The 19,488-nt window shown below is 59.5% G+C and carries 18 protein-coding genes and 2 tRNA genes; 8 read left to right on the top strand and 12 right to left on the bottom strand.

Annotation, left to right across the window (positions count from 1 at the left end):
• Position 1: 1 nt before the first annotated feature.
• Positions 2 to 1,519, top strand: a complete 1,518-nt coding sequence (locus tag QU481_RS15865) for a SpoVR family protein (protein ID WP_289831007.1) — start codon at positions 2 to 4, stop codon at positions 1,517 to 1,519.
• Here the strand turns inward: QU481_RS15865 and QU481_RS15860 are convergent.
• The 4 genes from QU481_RS15860 to QU481_RS15845 are packed head-to-tail and all read right to left on the bottom strand — an operon-like array spanning position 1,507 to position 4,409.
• Entirely contained in the window at positions 1,507 to 2,271 is a 765-nt protein-coding gene (locus tag QU481_RS15860; RefSeq protein WP_289831006.1) for an ATP-binding cassette domain-containing protein, read from the bottom strand. The genes QU481_RS15865 and QU481_RS15860 overlap by 13 nt on opposite strands.
• Entirely contained in the window at positions 2,258 to 3,241 is a 984-nt protein-coding gene (locus QU481_RS15855; protein WP_289831005.1) for a FecCD family ABC transporter permease, read from the bottom strand. Before QU481_RS15855 ends, QU481_RS15860 begins: the two co-directional genes overlap by 14 nt.
• 41 nt (positions 3,242 to 3,282) lie before the next feature.
• Positions 3,283 to 4,092: a 4-hydroxy-tetrahydrodipicolinate reductase gene (gene dapB, locus QU481_RS15850; protein ID WP_289831004.1), complete on the bottom strand. Its 810-nt coding sequence runs from the start codon at positions 4,090 to 4,092 to the stop codon at positions 3,283 to 3,285.
• A complete protein-coding gene (locus QU481_RS15845; RefSeq protein WP_289831003.1) occupies positions 4,089 to 4,409 on the bottom strand; it encodes an outer membrane protein assembly factor BamE in 321 nt (106 codons plus the stop codon). The genes dapB and QU481_RS15845 overlap by 4 nt, the downstream gene beginning before the upstream one ends.
• 188 nt (positions 4,410 to 4,597) lie before the next feature.
• On the opposite strand from QU481_RS15845, the gene fur reads away from it, so the two are divergent.
• Genes fur through QU481_RS15830 form a run of 3 tightly spaced genes read left to right on the top strand, consistent with a single transcriptional unit; the run spans position 4,598 to position 6,449 of the window.
• A complete protein-coding gene (fur, locus tag QU481_RS15840; protein ID WP_289831033.1) occupies positions 4,598 to 5,026 on the top strand; it encodes a ferric iron uptake transcriptional regulator in 429 nt (142 codons plus the stop codon).
• Between the two features lie 3 nt (positions 5,027 to 5,029).
• The gene (aat, locus tag QU481_RS15835; RefSeq protein ID WP_289831002.1) at positions 5,030 to 5,731 is read left to right on the top strand and encodes a leucyl/phenylalanyl-tRNA--protein transferase; all 702 of its coding nucleotides are present in this window, start codon (positions 5,030 to 5,032) and stop codon (positions 5,729 to 5,731) included.
• Entirely contained in the window at positions 5,718 to 6,449 is a 732-nt protein-coding gene (locus tag QU481_RS15830) for an arginyltransferase (protein WP_289831001.1), read from the top strand. The genes aat and QU481_RS15830 overlap by 14 nt, the downstream gene beginning before the upstream one ends.
• Before the next feature lie 77 nt (positions 6,450 to 6,526).
• On the opposite strand, the gene QU481_RS15825 is transcribed toward QU481_RS15830, so the two are convergent.
• From QU481_RS15825 to rluC, 8 genes are all read right to left on the bottom strand, one after another.
• Positions 6,527 to 6,994 carry an outer membrane lipoprotein gene (locus QU481_RS15825; protein WP_289831000.1) on the bottom strand — a complete coding sequence of 156 codons (468 nt, stop codon included), beginning with the start codon at positions 6,992 to 6,994 and terminating at the stop codon, positions 6,527 to 6,529.
• A 48-nt stretch (positions 6,995 to 7,042) separates the two neighbouring features.
• Complete coding sequence (locus tag QU481_RS15820) at positions 7,043 to 8,068, bottom strand: quinone-dependent dihydroorotate dehydrogenase (RefSeq protein ID WP_289830999.1); 1,026 nt, start codon at positions 8,066 to 8,068, stop codon at positions 7,043 to 7,045.
• Between the two features lie 73 nt (positions 8,069 to 8,141).
• A complete protein-coding gene (locus tag QU481_RS15815; protein WP_289830998.1) occupies positions 8,142 to 8,732 on the bottom strand; it encodes a malonic semialdehyde reductase in 591 nt (196 codons plus the stop codon).
• Between the two features lie 34 nt (positions 8,733 to 8,766).
• On the bottom strand, positions 8,767 to 9,552 hold the full coding sequence (motD, locus tag QU481_RS15810; RefSeq protein ID WP_289830997.1) for a flagellar motor protein MotD: 786 nt from the start codon (positions 9,550 to 9,552) through the stop codon (positions 8,767 to 8,769).
• Between the two features lie 17 nt (positions 9,553 to 9,569).
• Positions 9,570 to 10,457 carry a S49 family peptidase gene (locus tag QU481_RS15805; protein ID WP_435382741.1) on the bottom strand — a complete coding sequence of 296 codons (888 nt, stop codon included), beginning with the start codon at positions 10,455 to 10,457 and terminating at the stop codon, positions 9,570 to 9,572.
• A 96-nt stretch (positions 10,458 to 10,553) separates the two neighbouring features.
• Positions 10,554 to 10,904: a Rieske (2Fe-2S) protein gene (locus tag QU481_RS15800; RefSeq protein ID WP_289830995.1), complete on the bottom strand. Its 351-nt coding sequence runs from the start codon at positions 10,902 to 10,904 to the stop codon at positions 10,554 to 10,556.
• Positions 10,880 to 11,539, bottom strand: coding sequence for an HAD-IA family hydrolase (locus QU481_RS15795; protein ID WP_289830994.1), 660 nt, complete (start codon positions 11,537 to 11,539; stop codon positions 10,880 to 10,882). The genes QU481_RS15800 and QU481_RS15795 overlap by 25 nt, the downstream gene beginning before the upstream one ends.
• A complete protein-coding gene (gene rluC / locus QU481_RS15790) occupies positions 11,532 to 12,467 on the bottom strand; it encodes a 23S rRNA pseudouridine(955/2504/2580) synthase RluC (protein ID WP_289830993.1) in 936 nt (311 codons plus the stop codon). Before rluC ends, QU481_RS15795 begins: the two co-directional genes overlap by 8 nt.
• Positions 12,468 to 12,997: 530 nt before the next feature.
• Here rluC and QU481_RS15785 point away from each other — a divergent pair.
• From QU481_RS15785 to QU481_RS15770, 4 genes are all read left to right on the top strand, one after another.
• Positions 12,998 to 16,027, top strand: coding sequence for an Rne/Rng family ribonuclease (locus QU481_RS15785; RefSeq protein WP_289830992.1), 3,030 nt, complete (start codon positions 12,998 to 13,000; stop codon positions 16,025 to 16,027).
• A gap of 250 nt (positions 16,028 to 16,277) precedes the next feature.
• Positions 16,278 to 16,353: transfer RNA gene (locus QU481_RS15780), tRNA-Asn, on the top strand.
• Between the two features lie 46 nt (positions 16,354 to 16,399).
• Positions 16,400 to 16,475: transfer RNA gene (locus tag QU481_RS15775), tRNA-Asn, on the top strand.
• A gap of 1,420 nt (positions 16,476 to 17,895) precedes the next feature.
• On the top strand, positions 17,896 to 18,924 hold the full coding sequence (locus QU481_RS15770; protein ID WP_289830991.1) for an IS110 family RNA-guided transposase: 1,029 nt from the start codon (positions 17,896 to 17,898) through the stop codon (positions 18,922 to 18,924).
• Positions 18,925 to 19,488: the final 564 nt, after the last annotated feature.

Genomic DNA, 19,488 nt, shown 5'->3' with positions numbered 1-19,488 from the left:
CATGACGCCGATTTCTACCGGGTCCGAATGGACCTTTGAACTGATTGACGAGTACGAGCGGGCGATACGTGAGATCGCGGTCGATGAATTCAAGCTCGACGTCTACCCGATTCAGCTTGAGGTGATCTCCGCCGAGCAGATGATGGATGCCTATTCGTCTGTCGGCATGCCGGTCAATTACCACCACTGGTCGTTCGGCAAGCACTTCGTCGCCACCGAAAAGAGCTACAAGCGCGGTCACATGGGGCTCGCCTATGAGATCGTGATCAACTCCAACCCCTGCATCGCCTATCTGATGGAAGAAAACTCCATGACGATGCAGGCGCTGGTCACCGCCCACGCCGCCTACGGTCACAATTCCTTCTTCAAGGGCAACTACCTGTTCAAGGCCTGGACCGACGCGTCAGCGATCATCGACTACTTGGTGTTTGCGAAGAAATACTTGTCGCAGTGCGAGGAGCGCTACGGCATCGACGCAGTGGAAGAGCTGCTCGATTCCTGCCATGCCTTGATGAACTACGGTGTCGACCGCTACAAGCGGCCGCAGAAGCTGTCGATGGCCAAGGAGCAGGCGCGCCAGTCCGAGCGCGAGCACTATCTGCAGCAGCAGGTCAACGACCTGTGGCGCACCATCCCAAAACGGGATAAAGGTGATGGCGGCCAGGCTGCCTTGCGTTTCCCGCCCGAACCGCAGGAAAACCTGCTCTACTTCATCGAGAAGTCGGCGCCATTCTTGGAGCCGTGGCAGCGTGAAGTGGTGCGGATTGTGCGCAAAGTTGCCCAGTACTTCTACCCGCAACGGCAGACCCAAGTGATGAACGAGGGCTGGGCAACGTTCTGGCACTACACCATCCTGAACCGCCTGTACGAGAAGAAATTGGTCACCGACGGTTTCATGATGGAGTTCCTGCAAAGCCACACCAATGTGGTGTACCAGCCACCGGTCAACGCCCAGTGGTACCGCGGCATCAACCCCTATGCGCTGGGCTTCTCGATGTATCAGGACATCCGTCGCGTCTGCGAAGAGCCAACTGACGAGGATCGCGCATGGTTTCCCGATATTGCCGGCACGCCGTGGCGCGACGCACTCGAGTTCGCGATGCGGAACTTCAAGGACGAGAGCTTTATTTCACAGTACCTGTCACCCAAGCTGATCCGCGATTTCCGCTTCTTCGCGATCCGCGACGACGATCAGGACGACAAGCTCGAGGTCGAGGCGATTCACGACGAGGAAGGCTATCGCGAGATCCGTCAGCTGTTGGCCGAACAGTACAACCTCGGCTCGCGCGAGCCGAATATTCAGGTCTGGTCGGTCAATGTGCGCGGCGACCGCAGTCTGACCTTGCGCCATAGCATGCACAACCGCCGGCCGCTCGAGCCGGAGAGTGCCGAGGAAGTGCTGCGCCATGTTGCACGGCTATGGGGGTTCGACGTAAGGCTGGAAAGTGTCGACGATCAGGGTCATGTCCGGCAGACCTTCTCTTGTGCCACTGGACATCGAGAACTTCAACTTTCGTGAGGGGGCAGAGGCACGAAAGCGCGCAGATCTTCGTGCTCATCGTGAATCAGCTCCGCTAGGCGGACGCCGTAGACCTCCTCCAAGCGGGAGCGCTGCATGACTTCTGCCGTAGGGCCGCATGCAACAAGGTGGCCCCGGTCGAGGAGTGCAACGCGGTCCGCGTGCCTCAATCCAAGATTGAGGTCATGCACCACGGCCAGCACGCCGATCCGGTGCTGTTTGGCGATGCGGCCGATCTGCAGCATGAGTCCGTCGGCCATGCCGATATCGAGTGCGGCGGTCGGTTCGTCGAGTAGCAGATAGCGTTCGCTCTCCGTCGAACCGAGCAGTTGGGCCAGTGCTCGCGCCAGCAGTACTCGCTGTGTCTCGCCGCCTGACAGCGTACTCAGCCGCCGCTCCAGTAATCCCTCTACGCGGGCCAACGCCACTGCCAGGGCAGTGGTGTTGGCATGTCCATGTAGATAGCTGCCCATTGCAATCACTTCCCGCACGGTAAACCCGGTGGCGACCTCCGTCCGCTGTTCCAATACCGCTCGGTGGCGGGCAAGGTGGCCGGCACTCAGGTGCCGCAATGGGGTGTCGCCTAGTAATGCCTGTCCTCGATCTGGCATGGTCAGCCCCGACAACAGCGAGAGCAAGCTGCTCTTTCCGGCGCCGTTCGGCCCGATTAGTGCCAATACCTCGCCAGGCCGCAACTGCAGGCTGACGTCTTCGATTCGATCGCGCAGCGAAGCGTGCTCAAGCACGAGCATTATCCGACCCCATCAGCGCGCGTCGCATCAACCATAGAAAGAAAGGCGCACCGGCAAGGCTGGTGATGACGCCGACCGGTAACTCGGCGGGGGCGATGGCCAATCTCGAGATGGTGTCAGCAATGACAGCAAGCAAGGCGCCCAGCAGAGGAGCCAGTAGCAGGACGCGCCGAGCATCGGCGCCAGTGATCAATCGAGCCAGGTGTGGCGCCATCAGGCCGACGAAGCCGATCATGCCGCAGTTGGCAACGACCAGGCTGGTTGCCAGTGCTGCCAGCGCAACGACTTGTAGCCTGCCTCTGGCCAGCGGATACCCCGCGTGAAAGGTCGCCGCATCGCCAAGTTGCAGCAGGTTGAGGTAGCGCCAATGCCGCCATAACAGCACCCAGACCGGCGGCAGGGCTATCAACAAGGCCGATGCCTGTCGCCAGTTGACGCTGGCAAAGCTGCCCATCAACCAGAATGTGACGGTGCGCAGAGAATCATCGGGCAGGGTAGCGATCAGCAGGGTTAAGAGACTGCCAGTCAGTGCATTGATCGCAACACCGGCCAAAATCAATTGGCTGGAGGGGCTGCGCGGGCCGGCCAGCCGCCAGGTCAGCCAGAGTGCCACCAGTCCACCGACGAAAGCCGTCATGGCCACCAGGCCGCCTCCAAGCCCGGCTTCCAGGGCCAGTGCCGCAGCAAGGGCCGCTCCGCCTGACACGCCAATCAGGCCAGGCTCGGCCAATGCGTTGCGGAACTGGTACTGGGCCGCGGCACCGGCGCAGGCGAGCAGGGCGCCACTGGCGGCTGCGCTCAGTACGCGCGGCAAACGCAATTCCAGCAGCAGTTGGCGGGTAAGGGGGTCGTGAGCGTGGCCGAATAGGCTGGGCAGACTGGAGCCTATCGGGGTGTCAAGCAGCAGGCCGGTCAGCAACGCCAGCGCAAGCAGCAAGAAGGAAAGCAGGAGGGAGCGGTAGTAGGGCATCGCAGAATGAGAAGGCCGGCTCAATGGCCGGCCTCGCGGGCTTAGCGCAAGCCGAGCACGTCCTGCATGTCGTAGAGTCCGACGGGTTGGTCGGCTAGCCAGCGGGCGGCGCGGACAGCACCATTGGCGAAGGTGGCTCGGCTCGAGGCCTTGTGGGTGATCTCGACGCGTTCGCCGTTGGTGGCGAACAGGGCAGTGTGATCGCCGACCACGTCGCCGGCGCGTACGGTGGCAAAGCCGATGGTGCCCGGGTCTCGCTCGCCGGTGACGCCCTCGCGGCCGTAAACCGCGCACTGCTTCAGGTCGCGGCCGAGCGCGTTGGCGATCACTTCACCCATGCGCAAGGCAGTGCCCGATGGAGCGTCGACCTTGTGACGGTGATGCGCCTCGATGATCTCGATGTCGTAGTCTTCAGCCAGCACGCGCGACGCGATGTCGAGCAGCTTGAAGGTCAGGTTGACGCCGACACTGTAGTTGGCAGCGAAAACGATGCGGATCTTCTCGGAAGCGGCTTTGATCGCGGTCTTGCCGGCATCGTCGAAACCGGTGGTCCCAATAATCATGCTCACGCCACGGCTAGTGCAGGCAGCAAGATAGTCGAGGGTGGCTTCGGGACGGGTGAAGTCGATCAACACGTCGGCGCCATCGAGGGCGGTAGCCAGATCGTCGGAGACGATCACGCCGGTTTTCTTGCCGACAAACAGGCCGGCATCCTGACCGATGAAGTCGGAGCCACTGCGATCAATGGCGGCGTGCAGCTTGGTGTTCGGGGTGGACAGTACCGACTCGATCAGCGTACGGCCCATGCGACCGCCGGCGCCGACGATCACGACATTCAGCGCTTTGCTCATGGTTTGATTTCCTGGGTAGGGGCAGAGGCGGCGATCGGCGCGTTGGCATTGCCGCTAGGCAGGATCGCGCGCTCGGCTGGCAGAACCTCGCCTTCGTAACGGGTCATTTTGTCGCCGTCAAAATAGACAGTGAGGTGTTTGCGTTCCAGGAGCTTGCCCCCCTTGGACACTTCATACACATAGTCCCAGCGGTTGGCATGGAACGGGTCAGTCAAAAGCGGTGTTCCCAACACGAAGCGTACCTGGGCGCGGGTCATGCCTGGTTTCAGCTTGGCAACGGCATCTTCGGTGACGGCGTTGCCCTGCGGGATATCCATTTTGTAAGACGGCACCCATTGGGTAGGGCTGTAACTGCCGCAGCCGGCGAGGATGAGGGCCGCGGCTATAATCAGAACTCGCATACTTTTGGGATTGTGTACTCGGGGTAGTGAGTGGCTGTCGAATTAGGCAAAGCCATTAAAAGGCTTTATCATATCCTGCAGAAACGTGCCCACTTTATAACATGATGAACAAAGCCAGTCACCTCAAAGATATTGGCCTGAAAGCCACCGGTCCGCGCCTGAAAATTCTTGATCTGTTCGAGCACAGCGACGTTCGGCACCTGTCGGCTGAAGATGTCTACCGCAAGCTGTCGGCCGAGAATATCGATATCGGTCTTGCCACCATCTACCGAGTGCTCACCCAGTTCGAGCAGGCGGGCATTCTAGTGCGCCACCACTTCGAGTCGGGCAAGGCGATCTACGAACTGAACGAAGGCGGTCACCATGATCACATGGTGTGCATCAGCTGTGGCAAAGTGGTCGAATTCTTCGATCCGGAAATCGAGGCGCTGCAGGATCGCATCGCCGAGCAGCACGGTTTCCGCATCATTGACCATGCTCTTTATATGTACGGCGAGTGCCCCGACTGCGCCGGCAAGCACACCCGTAGATAAGCCGTGATCCCTTGGCTCGGTCCCGAGCCGGTGTTTCCGCCGGTCGAGCTTGCACTGGCCGACCCAGACGGCCTGCTCGCCGCCGGTGGCGACCTCTCTGTGCGGCGCTTGTTAGCCGCCTATTCTCATGGCATTTTTCCGTGGTTCAGCGAAGGCGACCCCATTCTTTGGTGGTCGCCGGCCGAGCGGATGGTGCTGTTTCCCGAAGCGCTGAAGGTCAGCCGTTCGCTGACCAAGACGCTGCGCAATCGCCCCTATGAAGTCCGGACCGACTACGCATTCCGAGCTGTGATGGAGGCGTGTGGCAGTCCTCGTGATGGTCGGCAAGGCACCTGGATCGTACCGACGATGATTGATGCGTATTGCCGGTTGTATCAGCATGGTTACGCTCATTCGTTCGAAGTATGGGAGGAGGGCGAGCTGGTCGGGGGTCTTTACGGCGTGGCATTGGGCCGGATGTTCTTTGGCGAGTCGATGTTTTCACGCCGTCGGGATGCGTCCAAGCTCGCTTTCGTGCACATGGCTCGCCATCTGGCGAGCTGCGGTGTGCGCATGATCGACTGTCAGATGCATACCCCTCACCTTGAGAGCTTGGGGGCGCAATTGATACAGCGCGAGCGTTTTCTTGCTACGCTGAAGGAACAGATTGTCCTGCCGCAGCCGGACGCCATGTGGACTTATCGGTACCAGAATGAGCCATCGTGACCCGAGTCAGCAGGCGGTCGCCATTCATTTTTACGCGACCGCCCTCTACCCGTGCAGCTATCTGCCCGGCTTGCAGGCGCGCTCGCAGGTGGCGATCCCGGCCGATACGATCGATGCCCCTGTCTATAGCCAGCTGGTGCGGCTCGGTTTTCGTCGCAGTGGCTTGTACACCTATCGTCCGTATTGCGACAGCTGCAAGGCCTGTGTGCCGGTAAGGGTGCCAGTTGAGCGGTTCCAGCCGAACCGCAGCCAGAGGCGGGCATTCCGACGGCACAACGATCTGACTGCCCGGTTATTGCCATTGCAGTTCCATGACGATCACTACCTGTTGTATCGACGTTACCAGCGTTCGCGGCACGCTGGTGGCGGCATGGCCGAGGACGACCCGCAGCAATATACCGAGTTCATTCTGAAAAGCGGGGTGGAAAGCTCACTGGTCGAGTTCCGCCAGAGGGGGATCCTGAAGATGGTCAGTCTGGTCGACCATCTGTCCGATGGGCTGTCGGCAGTCTACACTTTTTACGAACCGGACGATCTGCACGCAAGCTACGGGGTCTACAACGTGCTCTGGCAGTTGGATCTGGCCGAGCAGCTGGGCTTGCCCTATCTCTATTTGGGCTATTGGATCGCAAACTGCCGCAAGATGACCTACAAGTCGGCGTACCAGCCTTTAGAGGCGTTGATCGACGGTCGTTGGCAACCCTTCCGTCGCGAGTGAGGCAGGAGCAGGAAGCATATAGGTCAAAAAAACAAAGGGGCGTATACGCCCCTTAAGTTTTTCTGGCAATCGCTTGTTTACATCGGCGAGACACGGTCGTTGCCGCCACCGGTCAGCACGCGGACACGCTGCCCCGCGACAAACGGGATATCAGCTTCCTGCACGATCGAGATCATGTGACCAGTGCGGTCGAGCTTAACCGTAATTTCCAGCGCCGGTTTGGTGCCCGCGCTATGCTGTATAGCTTTGGTGCCGAAACCGCCGGCCAGAGCGCCAACGATGGCGCCGGCAATCGAACCATTTCCATGGCCGACTTCGCTGCCCGCTAGGCCACCAAGGGCGGCGCCGCCAACGGTCAGCAATTCGTTGTTTTCTCCCTCCATCTTGACATTCTGCACCGACACGACAGTGCCGAACTCGACGTTTTGCGCCTGGCGCATTTGGCTCTTGGAGTAAACGGCGGCGGAGTCGGAAGTGGTGCAGCCCGCCAAAACGCCAAGGCAGGTTGCACCGATCAGCGTCATACGGGTTAGCTGTTTAACCATGTCTTTATCTCCTCATGCTTGCCAGCAGTTCTTTGCGAACTGCTGCTTTTATCGTTTAGCGTTAGCCAATGCCTGGGCGCATTCGGCGACTAGGGCCGGCCCACGGTAAATCAGGCCGCTATAGAGCTGTACCAGTGCAGCGCCTGCTTCAATCTTCTCTACGGCATCCGTGCCATGCAGGATGCCGCCTACTCCTATGATGGGCAAGGCACCATCGAGTTCCTTGGCGAGCTTGCGGATCAGCTGGGTTGAGCGTTCGCGCACCGGGCGGCCGGACAGGCCGCCGGCTTCGCCAGCCAGCGGGTGGCCGGCGATCTCTTCACGCGATAGCGTCGTGTTGGTGGCGATCACCCCATCGATTTTCTGGGTAGTCAGGGTGCGTGCCACGGCGGCGATCTGCTCATCGTCGAGGTCCGGCGCGATTTTTACCGCCAACGGTACATAACGACCGTGCTTGTCGGCCAGCTCAGTCTGGCGTTGTTTCAGAGCCGACAACAGGGCGGTCAGCTCGTCTTCGCCCTGCAGCTGACGCAGGTTCTTGGTGTTTGGTGACGAGATGTTGACGGTAATGTAGCTCGAGTAGGCGTAGACCTTGTCGAGGCAGATCAAATAATCGTCAACAGCGTTCTCAATAGGCGTGGTGGCATTCTTGCCGATGTTGATGCCGAGAATGCCCTTGAAGCGGCAGTTGCGTACGTTTTCGAGCAGCTCGTCGACACCGTGGTTGTTGAACCCCATCCGGTTGATGATGCCCTGATGCGATGCTACCCGGAACAGGCGCGGCTTGGGGTTGCCTGCTTGTGGGCGCGGCGTGACCGTGCCGATCTCGATGAAGCCGAAACCGAGAGCGGCCAGCGCATCGATATGTGCACCGTTCTTATCGAGACCAGCTGCCAGGCCGACCGGATTGGGGAAGGTGAGTCCCATCGCTTCCACCGGCTGGCGCGGAATCGAGCAGCTGAGCAAGCCGTCGAGTTTCAGCGCATGGACCTGATCCAGCAATTTCAGGGTGGCCTCATGAGCGGCCTCGGCATCGAGGCAGAACAGCAGGGGGCGCAACAGCGGGTAGAGCATCGGGCAGTCTCTTCAATAATCTTCAAAAAAATGACCCGGTAGTATACCGGGTCTGGTAGGGGTGTTGACGGCTTTACAGTACTTGGCAGACGTCGGCAAAGGCAAAGCGCGGCGAGCGTTCGTGCAGCTTGCTGGCGTCGCCGTAACCGAGATTAATCAGCAGGTTGACCTTAAAGCGGCCGTCGGGGAAGAAAGTTTCGTTAAGCAGGTTGGCGTCGAAGCCGGACATCGGGCCGCAGTCAAGGCCGAGCGAGCGCGCAGCCATGATCAGGTAGGCCGCCTGCAGCGAGCTGTTGCGGAACGCGGTGGCGTCGATCACCGGTTGGTTGCCTTCGAACCAGCTGCGCGCATCGGCGTGAGGGAATAGCGTATGCATGTGCTCGTAGAAGCGCATGTCCATCGCTACGATCACTGTGACTGGCGCGGCCATTGTTTTTTCGATGTTGCCTTCGGACAAACAGGCCTTGAGTTTTTCCTTGGCTTCCTGGCCCTGTACGAACACGAAACGCGCCGGCGATGAGTTGGCGCTTGTCGGGCACTGTTTCAGCAAGTCGAACAATTGCTGCAGCGTCTCTTTGGCCACTGGGCGCGCTTGCCAGTGGCTGAAGGTGCGGGCGTTGTTGAACAGCTGGTCGAGTGCGACAGCGTGAATCGGGGTGCTCATAGGGTCTTCTCGCAAAGCGGGGTTATGGGTCGGCTCATTGGTCTGCCATGATTTCGCTGGCGTCGCGCGTCGTGATTGGGTCCTTGTGGGTCAACACGCTGATTGCAACGCGGCGGTTTTGGGCGCGCCCCTCCGACTGGGCGTTGTCGGCGATCGGCAGATTCTCGGCGCGGCCGATAGCGACCAATCGCTGTGCAACGATGCCGTTCTCCTGGAACAGGCGCACTACGCTGCCGGCACGGGCAGCTGATAGTTCCCAGTTGGATGGATAGGTGGTTGTCCTGATGGGGACATTGTCGCTAAAGCCTTCGACGCGGATCGGATTGTCGACCGGCGACAGCACTTTGGCGACTTGCGCGAGCACTGTGACCGATTGTGGTGACGGTGTAGCCTGGCCGGTCTGGAACAGGGCGCTGTCCTTGATCTGGATCGCCACACCCTGTTCGGTCTGGGAGATCTGCACCTGTCCGCCTGTCACCAATGGCCGGAGCACCTTATTTAGATCGGTGACGAGGCCCGTCATCTTGGCTTGCTCCTTCGCCTTCAGGTCCTTGATCGCCTGAGCGACCGGCTTGGGTCTTGGCACCTGAATCATGGTATTGGCGCCCCCGGTGGGCGGGGTCGCGCCAATCGACAGATCGCCAACCGGTCGGAATGCATTCAGGATTGCCGACGACAGTACCTTGTATTTGCCCTCATTAATCGAGGAGATCGCATACATCACCACGAAAAAGGCGAATAGCAGGGTAATGAAGTCGGCGTAGGAAACCAGCCACCGTTCATGGTTGTCCGGCTCTTCCTGGTAGGGTCGTCGCGCCATGGTGTATTCCTGGTGGCTTAAAACAAGCGGGTTTCGAACAGGCTACGGAAGCCCTCACCTAGCGAGACGCCGAAGCGGCGAGCTACACGGCGGGTAATATCATCTTCCGGGGTGACGTCAACCAGCTTGTCGGCTTTGATGATATCGCGAGCCACCGAGCGCACGTTGCCCAGGCCATCGGCAAGGCCAAGCGGTACACCCTGTTCGCCAATCCAGATGCGACCAGAGAACATGTCCGGGTCTGCCTTTAGACGGTTGCCGCGGCCCTGCTTGACGGCCGTGATGAATTGCTGGTGGATGTCATTGAGCAGTGTCTTGACGATTTCCTGTTGCTTCGGATTTACCGGCGAGAACGGGTCGCCCATCGCCTTGTTCTGGCCAGCTGTCAACAGGCGGCGTTCAACGCCAAGCTTCGCCATCGCGCCGGTGAAACCGAAACCGTCCTGAAGCACGCCGATCGAACCGATGATGCTGGCTTTGTCGACGAAGATCTTGTCGGCCGCCGAGGCGATGTAATAGCAACCCGATGCACAGACATCTTCGACTACCACATAGACCGGGATGGTCGGGTGGAGTTTGCGCAAGCGGCGGATCTCGTCATAGGCAAGACCGGACAGCACGGGTGAGCCGCCCGGGCTGTTGGCGCGGATGATCACCCCCTTGGTGCCGTTGTCCTTGTAGGCGGCCTCCAGTCCATCGATCAGCTTGTTGGCAATGTCGCTCTGACTGTCGATGACCCCATCAAGGTTGATGAGTGCAGTGTGCTCTCTGCTGGACAGTGCATCGACCTTTTCATTGTCGCGGAAAAAGATTGCCCACAGCAGGGTCAGGGTCAGTAGCAGCCAGATCAGGCGGAAGAAGATCCTCCATTGCCGGGCTCGCCGCTGCTCGGTCAGTGCCGACATGGCCAGTTTTTCGATGACACTGCGATCCCAATTGGGCTGTTCGTTCACGCGATTATCTCCAGCGGGCTAATGAAGCCGAGTCTAGCAAATTGCTTGTCATGCGCCGAGCCGCACCTCGCCGTCGGCCTCGCAGACATCCACTGAGACCAGCTTGGCGCCTCGGCAGGGGCCAGCCACGCAGAGGCCACTATCCGGAAGGTAAAGTGCACCGTGCATGCTGCACACCAGATGCTGACCGCTCAGATCGAAGAATTCACCGTCTTTCCAGTCGAGCTGGGCGGGCTGGTGGCGGCAGGCGTTTAGCCAACCATAGACGGAGCCTTGGTGGCGAACCACGAACGCCGGCGCCTCGCGACCATCCTCCAGCGTGATGGTGAAGCGTACACCGAGGCCGCCGTCGGCCAGCGCGTCGGAGCGACAAATCAGCCCAGTTGCGGTTGCAGCCATGCGTGGAAGCTCCGGAAGCTGTCGAAGATCGCCAGCGGGTTGCAAGCCAAGAGTTCGTCGATTGGATGGGCGCCGTAGCTGACGCCGACGCCACGGGTGCCCGCGTTGTTGGCCATGTTCAGGTCGTGACTGGTGTCGCCGACCATCAGGGTGCGGCGGTTTTCGACGCCCAGTTCGTCGGCTAGTGATAGCAGCATTTCGGGGTGAGGTTTCGATGCACACTCGTTGACGGTGCGAGTGGCGTCGAACAGTGATGTCAGTCCGGTGCGCGCAAGGGCGTCATCGAGGCCGGGGCGTCCTTTGCCTGTGGCGACGGCTAGGAACACGCCGCTGGCCCTCAGTTCGGCCAACCCTTCGCGCACGCCGTCGAACAGTTCGATCGTCTCGGTGCCGAGTACGTAATGATGCTTGTACGCGTGCACCATTTCCTCATAGCGGGACGGTGGGAGACCTGGGCAGACGTAACGCATCGCATCGATTAGCCCCAGGCCAATCACGTGGCTGGCACGTTCGCGCTCAGGAACGGGGAGGCCGAGGTCGGCGCAAGCGGCCTGGATGGTGTGGACGATGTGGGCGGTGGAGTCCATCAAGGTGCCGTCCCAGTCGAACACGATCAGGTCAAACGGTTTATCCATGGCTGCGCAGCTTTTCAATGTACGAGGTCAGGTCAGTCGGGAGCGGGGCATTCAGCTCCAGCGGCTCGCCGGTCAGTGGGTGCGGCAGCTTCAAGCTGGCGGCATGCAGGAACATGCGCTTTAACCCGTCACGAGCCAGTTCGCGGTTGGCAGCAAAGTCGCCGTAACGCTCGTCACCGGCAATCGGGCAGCCGATTGCCTGCATATGCACACGAATCTGGTGAGTGCGGCCGGTCTTGAGTAGCGCCTCCACCAGAGTAAGGTCGGCAAAACGCTCGATGACTTTAAACACAGTATGCGCGTATTGGCCGCCTTCTTGCACCCGGACGCGTTTTTCGCCTTCCGGCGTGTGCCACTTGTAGAGTGGCAGACGAACATGGTTCACATCGCTTGGCCAGGCGCCAAGGCCCAGCGCGAAATAGCGCTTCTGCGGCACATCATTGCGGATCATCTCGTGCAGTTTGACCAGCGCCGAGCGTTTCTTTGCGACCATCAACAGGCCGGAGGTCTCGCGGTCGAGACGGTGCACCAGCTCCAGGTAACGCGCTTCGGGACGGGCGCGGCGCAGTTGCTCGATCACGCCGAATGACACGCCACTGCCCCCGTGCACGGCAACACCGGCCGGTTTGTTTATTACCAATAGTGCATCGTCTTCAAACACGATAGGGAAGTGGCCGGCAGGCACGGCTTTTTCTGCCCGCTCGGCAACGCGCACGGGGGGGATGCGTAGCTCGTCTCCTCCCTCGAGGCGGTAGGAGGCGTCAATGCGGCCTTTGTTCACCCGGACTTCGCCGGAGCGCAGAATGCGGTAAAGATGGCTTTTGGGTACGCCTTTTAGCAGCCGCATCAGGAAGTTGTCGATGCGTTGCCCGGCTTCGTCTTCCGTCACCTTGTGGAACGTGACAGAATCTTTGCGGTTATCAGTCATATTGCTTATACTTTCGGCGCTCAGCGCCCTGTTTTTGGGCGATTGATGCGACCTTTAGGCAAAACACGGTTGCATGCGAAAATGGCATGCAGCGCCGCTGCGGAAATGCCAGTTCGGCCGGCAGGGTTAGTCCCTGACCTGACGCCGTACTCTCCAGGCCGCAGCCACGGTTGTCTCGCTCACCGAAAAGCAGCGATGGTAATGCATTTATACGCACTGCGCACTCACCAGCTTCCCTCCCTTGACGCCAAGCCCGTCGGGGGATTTTGCAGCAAAGTTTGACCCGGCACGACCGCCTGCCGCCGGGTATTTGCCAGCCAGACAAGGTTGGCTGAATCCCGGGTCTTCAGCCTGTAGCGCAAGACCACCCGGGCGGTTTGTGGAACCCACACAGGAAGTCGGCTTGAGTTGTAACCATACGAATTCTTGCGATCTTTACCCGGACTCTTCTGACGGATAGCGCCCATCTTAGACACTGGGCCGTCAAATACTTGCTGCTTCCCTAGCGTGAGTGCCGCGCGGGGACATGAATGAAACGAATGCTGTTTAACGCAACGCAGGCCGAAGAGCTTCGCGTTGCCATCGTCGATGGGCAAAAGCTCGTCGACCTCGATATCGAAACCGTTGGCAAGGAACAGCGCAAAGGCAATATCTACAAGGGTGTGATCACCCGGATCGAGCCTTCGCTGGAAGCCTGCTTTGTCGATTACGGTACCGAACGCCACGGCTTCCTCCCTTTCAAGGAGGTGGCCCGTTCCTATTTCCAGAGCTACGAAGGTGGCCGTCCGCGCATTCAGGACGTACTGCGCGAAGGCATGGAAGTCGTCGTACAGGTAGAAAAGGACGAGCGCGGTAATAAGGGCGCTGCGCTGACCACCTATATCAGCCTGGCTGGCCGTTACGTGGTGCTGATGCCGAACAACCCGCGTGGTGGTGGCGTATCGCGCCGCATCGAGGGTGAAGAGCGACAGGAACTGAAGGAGCTGATGGGTCAGCTCGAAGTGCCGAATGGCATGAGCTTGATCGCCCGTACCGCCGGCATCGGTCGTTCGCTCGAAGAGCTGCAGTGGGACCTGAACTACCTGATGCAACTGTGGCGCGCCATCGAAGGCGCCGCCGGTGCCCAGAATGCACCGTTCCTGATCCTGCAGGAAGGCAGCCTCGTCATTCGTGCGATCCGCGACTACTTCCAGCCGGACATCGGCGAAGTGCTGATCGACACCGAAGAAATCTACGAGCAGGCTCGCCAGTTCATGAGCCACGTAATGCCGAACAACGTCAATCGCATCAAGGTCTACAAGGACCACGTGCCGTTGTTCTCGCGCTTCCAGATCGAGCACCAAATCGAAACCGCCTTCTCGCGCAGCGTGCAGTTGCCGTCCGGCGGGGCGATCGTGATCGACCACACCGAAGCGCTGGTGTCGATCGACGTTAACTCGGCCCGTGCCACCAAGGGCGCGGACATCGAGGAGACCGCCCTCAAGACCAACGTCGAAGCGGCCGAGGAGATCGCCCGTCAGTTGCGTCTGCGCGACCTGGGCGGCCTGATCGTGATCGACTTCATCGACATGGAAAACCCGAAGAACCAGCGTGAGGTGGAAAACACCCTGCGCGAGGTTCTGAAGCACGACCGCGCCCGCGTGCAGATGGGCAAGCTGTCTCGCTTCGGCCTGCTTGAGCTGTCGCGTCAGCGCCTGCAGCCGAGCCTGGGCGAAACCAGCCACATCGCCTGCCCGCGTTGCCATGGCATCGGCTTCATCCGCGGCACCGAGTCGTCGGCTCTGCACATCCTGCGCATCATCCAGGAAGAGGCGATGAAGGAGAACACCGGCGCGGTTCACGCGCAGGTGCCGGTCGACGTGGCCACCTTCCTGCTCAACGAGAAGCGCATCGAGCTCTACTCGTTGGAAGAGCGCCTTGGTGTCAGCATCGTGCTGATCCCGAACGTGCATCTGGAAACGCCGAACCATAACATCATTCGTGTTCGCATCGATGATCTGCTGGAAACTGAAGACCAGCCGAGCTACCGCCGCGTTGAGGCGCCGGAAGCCGATGAGAGCAAGCTGGTGTTTGGCCTGGACAAGCCGAAGGTCGAGCGGCAGGAGCCGGCGGTCAAGGGCATCACCCCGCAGCAGCCGGCCCCGGTTGCCGTCGAAAAAGCGCCCGTGGCAGCTCCGGTGGTGCAGGCCCAGCCTGGACTGATTGAGCGTATCGTCGGCTGGTTCAAGGGCTTGGTGGGTGAACCAGCAGCCGTTACCGAAGCTAAGGTCGAGCATCCGGTCAAGCCGGCTCGCCGCGAGGTGACGCAAAACAAGCCGCGCCAAGGTGGCAGCGAAGGTCGTCGCAATGCGCCGGGCCAGCGTCGCGAGCGTGAGCGAGAAGAGCCGCAGCGCCGTGGTAAAGCCGACCAGCAGGACGAGCGTGGCGGTAGTCGTCGCCAGCAAGGCGAGGCCGCTGCAGCCGGTGAGGGTGGTCGCCGGGATGCCCGCCAAGAGGGACGCGAACGCCAGGAGCCGCGTCGCGAGCGTAACAAGGAGCGTGAAGGTGCGGCACGCGAGCCGCGCGAAGAACGTCAGCCGCGTGAACGTCAGCAGCCCCAGACGGAAGCGCCGCGCCGCGAGCCGCAGCCGGATCGTCGTCGAGGTGTTCAAATTGCCGCAGAGGTGGCTGAAGCCGAGGCTCGGGCTCGTACCGAGCAACTGAAGGCGGAAGGCGAAGCAGAGCAGAACGTCGTCGCTCCGGCTACTGAGCCCGCAGCGGAAATGCGAGAGCGTAGCGAACGTCGTCGTCGTCGCAATCGTCGCGATCGCCGTCCGGAAGAGGGTGGGGTGGTTCAAGGCACGGAAGCTGGCGAGGTTGCAGCCGCTGCAGCCATGGCGGTGGAGGCTTCCGTAGTTGAGCCGGTTCCTGCTGTGCAAGAGACCGCAGTGGAGTCGCGTGTTGATGTGGTTGAAGTCATTGCCGAAACTGTAGAGAAGGCCGAAGCTGTGGCCTCGACCAAGACTGAAGAAGTCCCGGCGGTAGCGACTCCGTCTCCTGTCGTAGTGGCTGAAGAGCCTGTGGCAGAGCCGGTTTCGTCGGTGGCGGTTGAAGCGGCTGCTGTTGAGACGAAACCTGCGAAGCCGGAAGTTGCAGAGCAGAAGCAGGCATTGGAAGAGGTCGTAGCATCCCAGCCTGCTCCTGTTTCGGCTTCTGTTGTTGAGGAGGCTGAGCCTGCTCCGGTTGAAATCGTGGAAGAAGTCTCGGTAGCTCCGGTTGTGGCAGCCGAGGTTGTTTCAGCCCAGGTTGAAATCCACGAGGCTGTTGTACCGGTGAAGGCTCAGGTGAGCGAAGAGCCGGTTGCGGTTCAGGCCGAGCAACTTGTTAAGTCGTCCGAGGTGGTGTCGCCGGCGGAACTCGATCTGGGTGGCCTGGTGATGGTGACTACCACAAATGTTGAGAGGGCTCCAGAAGCGACTGTGGAAGTGCAGTCTGGTCCGCGTCGCCGTGATGTTGCCCGCCAGTCGACAGCGAGTGAGGTTGTGGGTGCTCCGTTGGTGCAAGTGGAGACCCGTCACTGAGCCAAAAAAAGCCCACCGCTTAGCGGTTAATGCCGTTCACTTAAGCCGTTCAGTCCGGATTTTAGCTTCGAAGAACGCTTGGAAGTAACAAAAAAGCACCGTTTTTCCACCTTGGTGGGCGGTGCTTTTTCCTTAAGTGAACGGCATTACCGCTTAGCGGTGGGCTTTTTTTAATTAGGAAAAATAAAACAAAAGACTTGACGTATTAAGTGGCAATTCATATAATGCGTCCTCTCTTAAATGAGAACGTTCCCTGATAGCTCAGTCGGTAGAGCGACGGACTGTTAATCCGCAGGTCGCAGGTTCGAGCCCTGCTCGGGGAGCCAGGTTTTAGAAATTAGCTCGATGCTGGTTTTGTAGTTTGAAAGTTGTTCCCTGATAGCTCAGTCGGTAGAGCGACGGACTGTTAATCCGCAGGTCGCAGGTTCGAGCCCTGCTCGGGGAGCCAAAATATTGAGCCGTGAACCGTTGGTTCACGGCTCTTTTCATTTGTCCCGATGATTCTGTCCGGCCGATGTTTCATCTCAACATCTACACCATTCAATACGCCTTGTCGATGAAATGACTCATCCGCAAGCGCAGTTTTTTATTGTCCTCTGTATTTCTGATCGCATTGGCGAATGTGTCGGTGCTTAAAGTATCTGTTCGTCGAAGATATTTGCTGTCGGCGCTTCTTTGGCCTTGATCTATCCTGGCTCGCCTTCAAGCTCTTTGAGCTAATCGCTTAGCTCGTGTAAACACTAGGTCAAGTCATCCGGAGTTGGCGCGTCTTTGCCGTGTAGCTCCGAGGGGGCAAAAAGGGTTTTGCCGACGGCGACCGGCTTCCTCGGCGCTGACGCTCTTGTTCCTCTTGCCGAAAAGGGTCGGTTCCTGCTCTTCGGTCATTGCCTTGTGCATGCGCTCTGGGGTGGGCGCGATGGATGAGTGTGTCCACCATCCAGTCGTCGAACTCGACGGAGTAAATGTGGCAGTTCTGTCGTGGTTTCCTCTTTTGTGCTTGGGTGCAGCTGCAGTGGTGATTGATCTCGTTCCGGCTGGCCGTGCTTTCCGTCTACATTGCTGTGTTGTGTTCTACCAACCCAATATGTCTGTGTGGGCAAAATGCTGTGCGGGCTGCCGCCTTCCGGCTGTGGCACCCGTGCCTTGAATTGCTCACAGGCCGTGGAGATGTCGTCCTTGCTGACAGCCACTTCTTGGGGGTATGACTCACATGCCATGTCTCCATGCAAGCGGGCGAACTTGGTCCTTGCTCCAATTGGTGGTCGCTTGGTTGGCCACTCACTCAGCCTGTTTGCGTTTCCTATCGTTCGGGTCTGGTGTGGCGCCGATAGTGTCGGGCAGCTGTTTATGAGGGGACGTGGTTTTCCGGCGGTGCGGCCTTCTTGCCTTTTTGTTCAGGTAGAAATCGGTGGCGATCAGGCCCTTGTTGGCTTTGCCAGCCCTGATGGATCTGTCGCTCTCACTCGGTCGTCTCTTCTGCTGCATAGGATAGCGGTAGCGGTGCGCAATGCTTTCGTCGTAGCCACCAAGTCAATTTCAGTCCAGACCTGCGTTAGATTTCTCGGCTGGCGTCGATGAATGGCCGCTCCTGCGTCGACAGTCTTCAAAGCTGGCTGGTGTCACCCTGGTTACGGTCAACTTCCACATAGGGGAGGTGGCCGGTAGGTCATGCCAAAGATTTCCTATGGGCGTGATTCATGCTGCTGTCTCGGTGAGTGGGCATCAGCGGAATGATTACCCTTGTCGTTTGGCTTGCCGAGTTAAGGGCTCTTGCTCTTCGTTAATGAAATGGACGCCCCCTTCCTAGGCCGGCATCGCGGTGCCACAGTGAGATTGCTACCACCTCACTGAATGAAGGGAGCGTCACCATGAACATTAGAACGATCGGTCTGGATCTGGCCAAGAACGTGTTTCAGATTCACGGTGTCGATGAGCACGGCAAGGTAGTGCTGCGCAAGCAGGTCGCTCGTTCGTCATTGGCGGCTTGCTTTGCCAACCTGCCGCCCTGTCTGGTCGGGATGGAAGCCTGTGGCAGCGCGCACTTCTGGGCACGCAAGCTGGCCGCCTTGGGGCACGAGGTCAAACTGATGGCTCCCCAGTTCGTGAAGCCCTATGTCAAAGGCAGCACGACTGATGCGGCTGATGCTGAAGCGATCTGTGAGGCGGTGTCCCGTCCCAACATGCGCTTTGTGCCAGTGAAGCTAGCCGAGCAACAAGCCTTGCTGGCCGTGCACCGCGCCCGCGCCGGGTTCGTCAAAGCGCGCACCGCCCAGGCCAATCAGCTGCGCGGCTTGCTGGCCGAATTCGGGATCGTGATTCCCGTTGGGTTGGCCTCGCTGCGGCAGCGCCTGCCGATGGTGCTTGAAGATAGCAACAATGGGCTACCGGGGATGATGCGAGAGCTGGTCACCAGACTCGCCGATCATCTTCGGGTTCTGGATCAACAGGTGGCCGAGCTGGAGAAACAGATTCAGCTGTGGCATCGCCAGAGCGAACCTTCGCAGCGGTTGGCGGCGATCCCAGGCATTGGCCCGATCACCGCCACGGCACTGGTGGCGAGCATTGGCGATGCACGCTCATTTGCCAACGGTCGACAGCTGGCGGCCTGGTTGGGCCTGGTGCCCCGTCAGCATTCCAGCGGTGGCAAACCGGTCTTGCTGGGCATTAGCAAACGGGGGGATGTCTACCTGCGCACCCTGCTGATCCATGGCGCCCGGGCCGTCATTAGTCATATCGAGCGCCGCTGCGATCAGGCGGAGAGTTGGCTGAAACGCCTGCTGAGCCGGCGGAACCGCAATATTTCGGCGGTAGCGCTGGCCAACAAGAATGCCCGGATCGTTTGGGTGCTGCTGGCCCATGATCGGCAGTATGGTGTACCGGCCCCGTTGGCCGCGTGAACGCCTGTACTGAACCCCGTCAGCAACAAGAAAGGCTTTCCTACCGATTGCCCAGGCAATCATGATGTGATGGCGATACAGGTCAGACCGTGACTGAGCAAACCTGACTTATGCAAGGCACTGCGAGTGCGCTTTGTTGCTGAGGACTCAGTCAGCGGAATCCATCAGGGATCGAGACACAACGTCTCCATAAAATCCGCATGTACGGCTGCAATCTCTACCTTCGAGCCACCATGAAATGAGCGCTTGGCAAATTTGGGGCGTCCATGGTGTGCTACGAATGCGACCGCTGCGGTTGCGGAAGCAATGCTTCATTGAAGATGAGGGCGGGCCCCTCGAAGTCGGCTTACAGGAGCGGGCTTCAAATCACCTCAAGCTGCGGGAATAAAGAGTTCTCGTGGTGAGCGTTGAGGAAAAGGCAGGAAGAACCTGTCAGATACTAACCTTTTAGAAAGTAATGCCATTTCATGTGATAATTTTCTTCATGAAATGCAAACGAAACTCTGACGCCCGCGGGATTGACCACCACACCCTCCAGGTCATGCGCCAGCAAGCCGTCAAGGC

Origin of the sequence: Crenobacter oryzisoli (assembly GCF_030385785.1) — a bacterium.
Lineage (GTDB): Bacteria > Pseudomonadota > Gammaproteobacteria > Burkholderiales > Chromobacteriaceae > Crenobacter_A > Crenobacter_A oryzisoli.
Note: the sequence above shows the minus strand (reverse complement) of the source record. Positions and strands in the feature narration are given on the sequence as shown.

Bases quoted from the DNA above. Each gene is read 5' to 3' on its own strand.
- QU481_RS15865 (WP_289831007.1), top strand. From the start codon at position 2: ATGACGCCGATTTCTACCGGGTCCGAATGGACCTTTGAACTGATTGAC.
- QU481_RS15860 (WP_289831006.1), bottom strand. From the start codon at position 2,271: ATGCTCGTGCTTGAGCACGCTTCGCTGCGCGATCGAATCGAAGACGTC.
- QU481_RS15855 (WP_289831005.1), bottom strand. From the start codon at position 3,241: ATGCCCTACTACCGCTCCCTCCTGCTTTCCTTCTTGCTGCTTGCGCTG.
- dapB (WP_289831004.1), bottom strand. From the start codon at position 4,092: ATGAGCAAAGCGCTGAATGTCGTGATCGTCGGCGCCGGCGGTCGCATG.
- QU481_RS15845 (WP_289831003.1), bottom strand. From the start codon at position 4,409: ATGGATATCCCGCAGGGCAACGCCGTCACCGAAGATGCCGTTGCCAAG.
- fur (WP_289831033.1), top strand. From the start codon at position 4,598: ATGAACAAAGCCAGTCACCTCAAAGATATTGGCCTGAAAGCCACCGGT.
- QU481_RS15830 (WP_289831001.1), top strand. From the start codon at position 5,718: ATGAGCCATCGTGACCCGAGTCAGCAGGCGGTCGCCATTCATTTTTAC.
- QU481_RS15825 (WP_289831000.1), bottom strand. From the start codon at position 6,994: ATGGTTAAACAGCTAACCCGTATGACGCTGATCGGTGCAACCTGCCTT.
- QU481_RS15820 (WP_289830999.1), bottom strand. From the start codon at position 8,068: ATGCTCTACCCGCTGTTGCGCCCCCTGCTGTTCTGCCTCGATGCCGAG.
- QU481_RS15815 (WP_289830998.1), bottom strand. From the start codon at position 8,732: ATGAGCACCCCGATTCACGCTGTCGCACTCGACCAGCTGTTCAACAAC.
- motD (WP_289830997.1), bottom strand. From the start codon at position 9,552: ATGGCGCGACGACCCTACCAGGAAGAGCCGGACAACCATGAACGGTGG.
- QU481_RS15805 (WP_435382741.1), bottom strand. From the start codon at position 10,457: ATGTCGGCACTGACCGAGCAGCGGCGAGCCCGGCAATGGAGGATCTTC.
- QU481_RS15800 (WP_289830995.1), bottom strand. From the start codon at position 10,904: ATGGCTGCAACCGCAACTGGGCTGATTTGTCGCTCCGACGCGCTGGCC.
- QU481_RS15795 (WP_289830994.1), bottom strand. From the start codon at position 11,539: ATGGATAAACCGTTTGACCTGATCGTGTTCGACTGGGACGGCACCTTG.
- rluC (WP_289830993.1), bottom strand. From the start codon at position 12,467: ATGACTGATAACCGCAAAGATTCTGTCACGTTCCACAAGGTGACGGAA.
- QU481_RS15785 (WP_289830992.1), top strand. From the start codon at position 12,998: ATGAAACGAATGCTGTTTAACGCAACGCAGGCCGAAGAGCTTCGCGTT.
- QU481_RS15770 (WP_289830991.1), top strand. From the start codon at position 17,896: ATGAACATTAGAACGATCGGTCTGGATCTGGCCAAGAACGTGTTTCAG.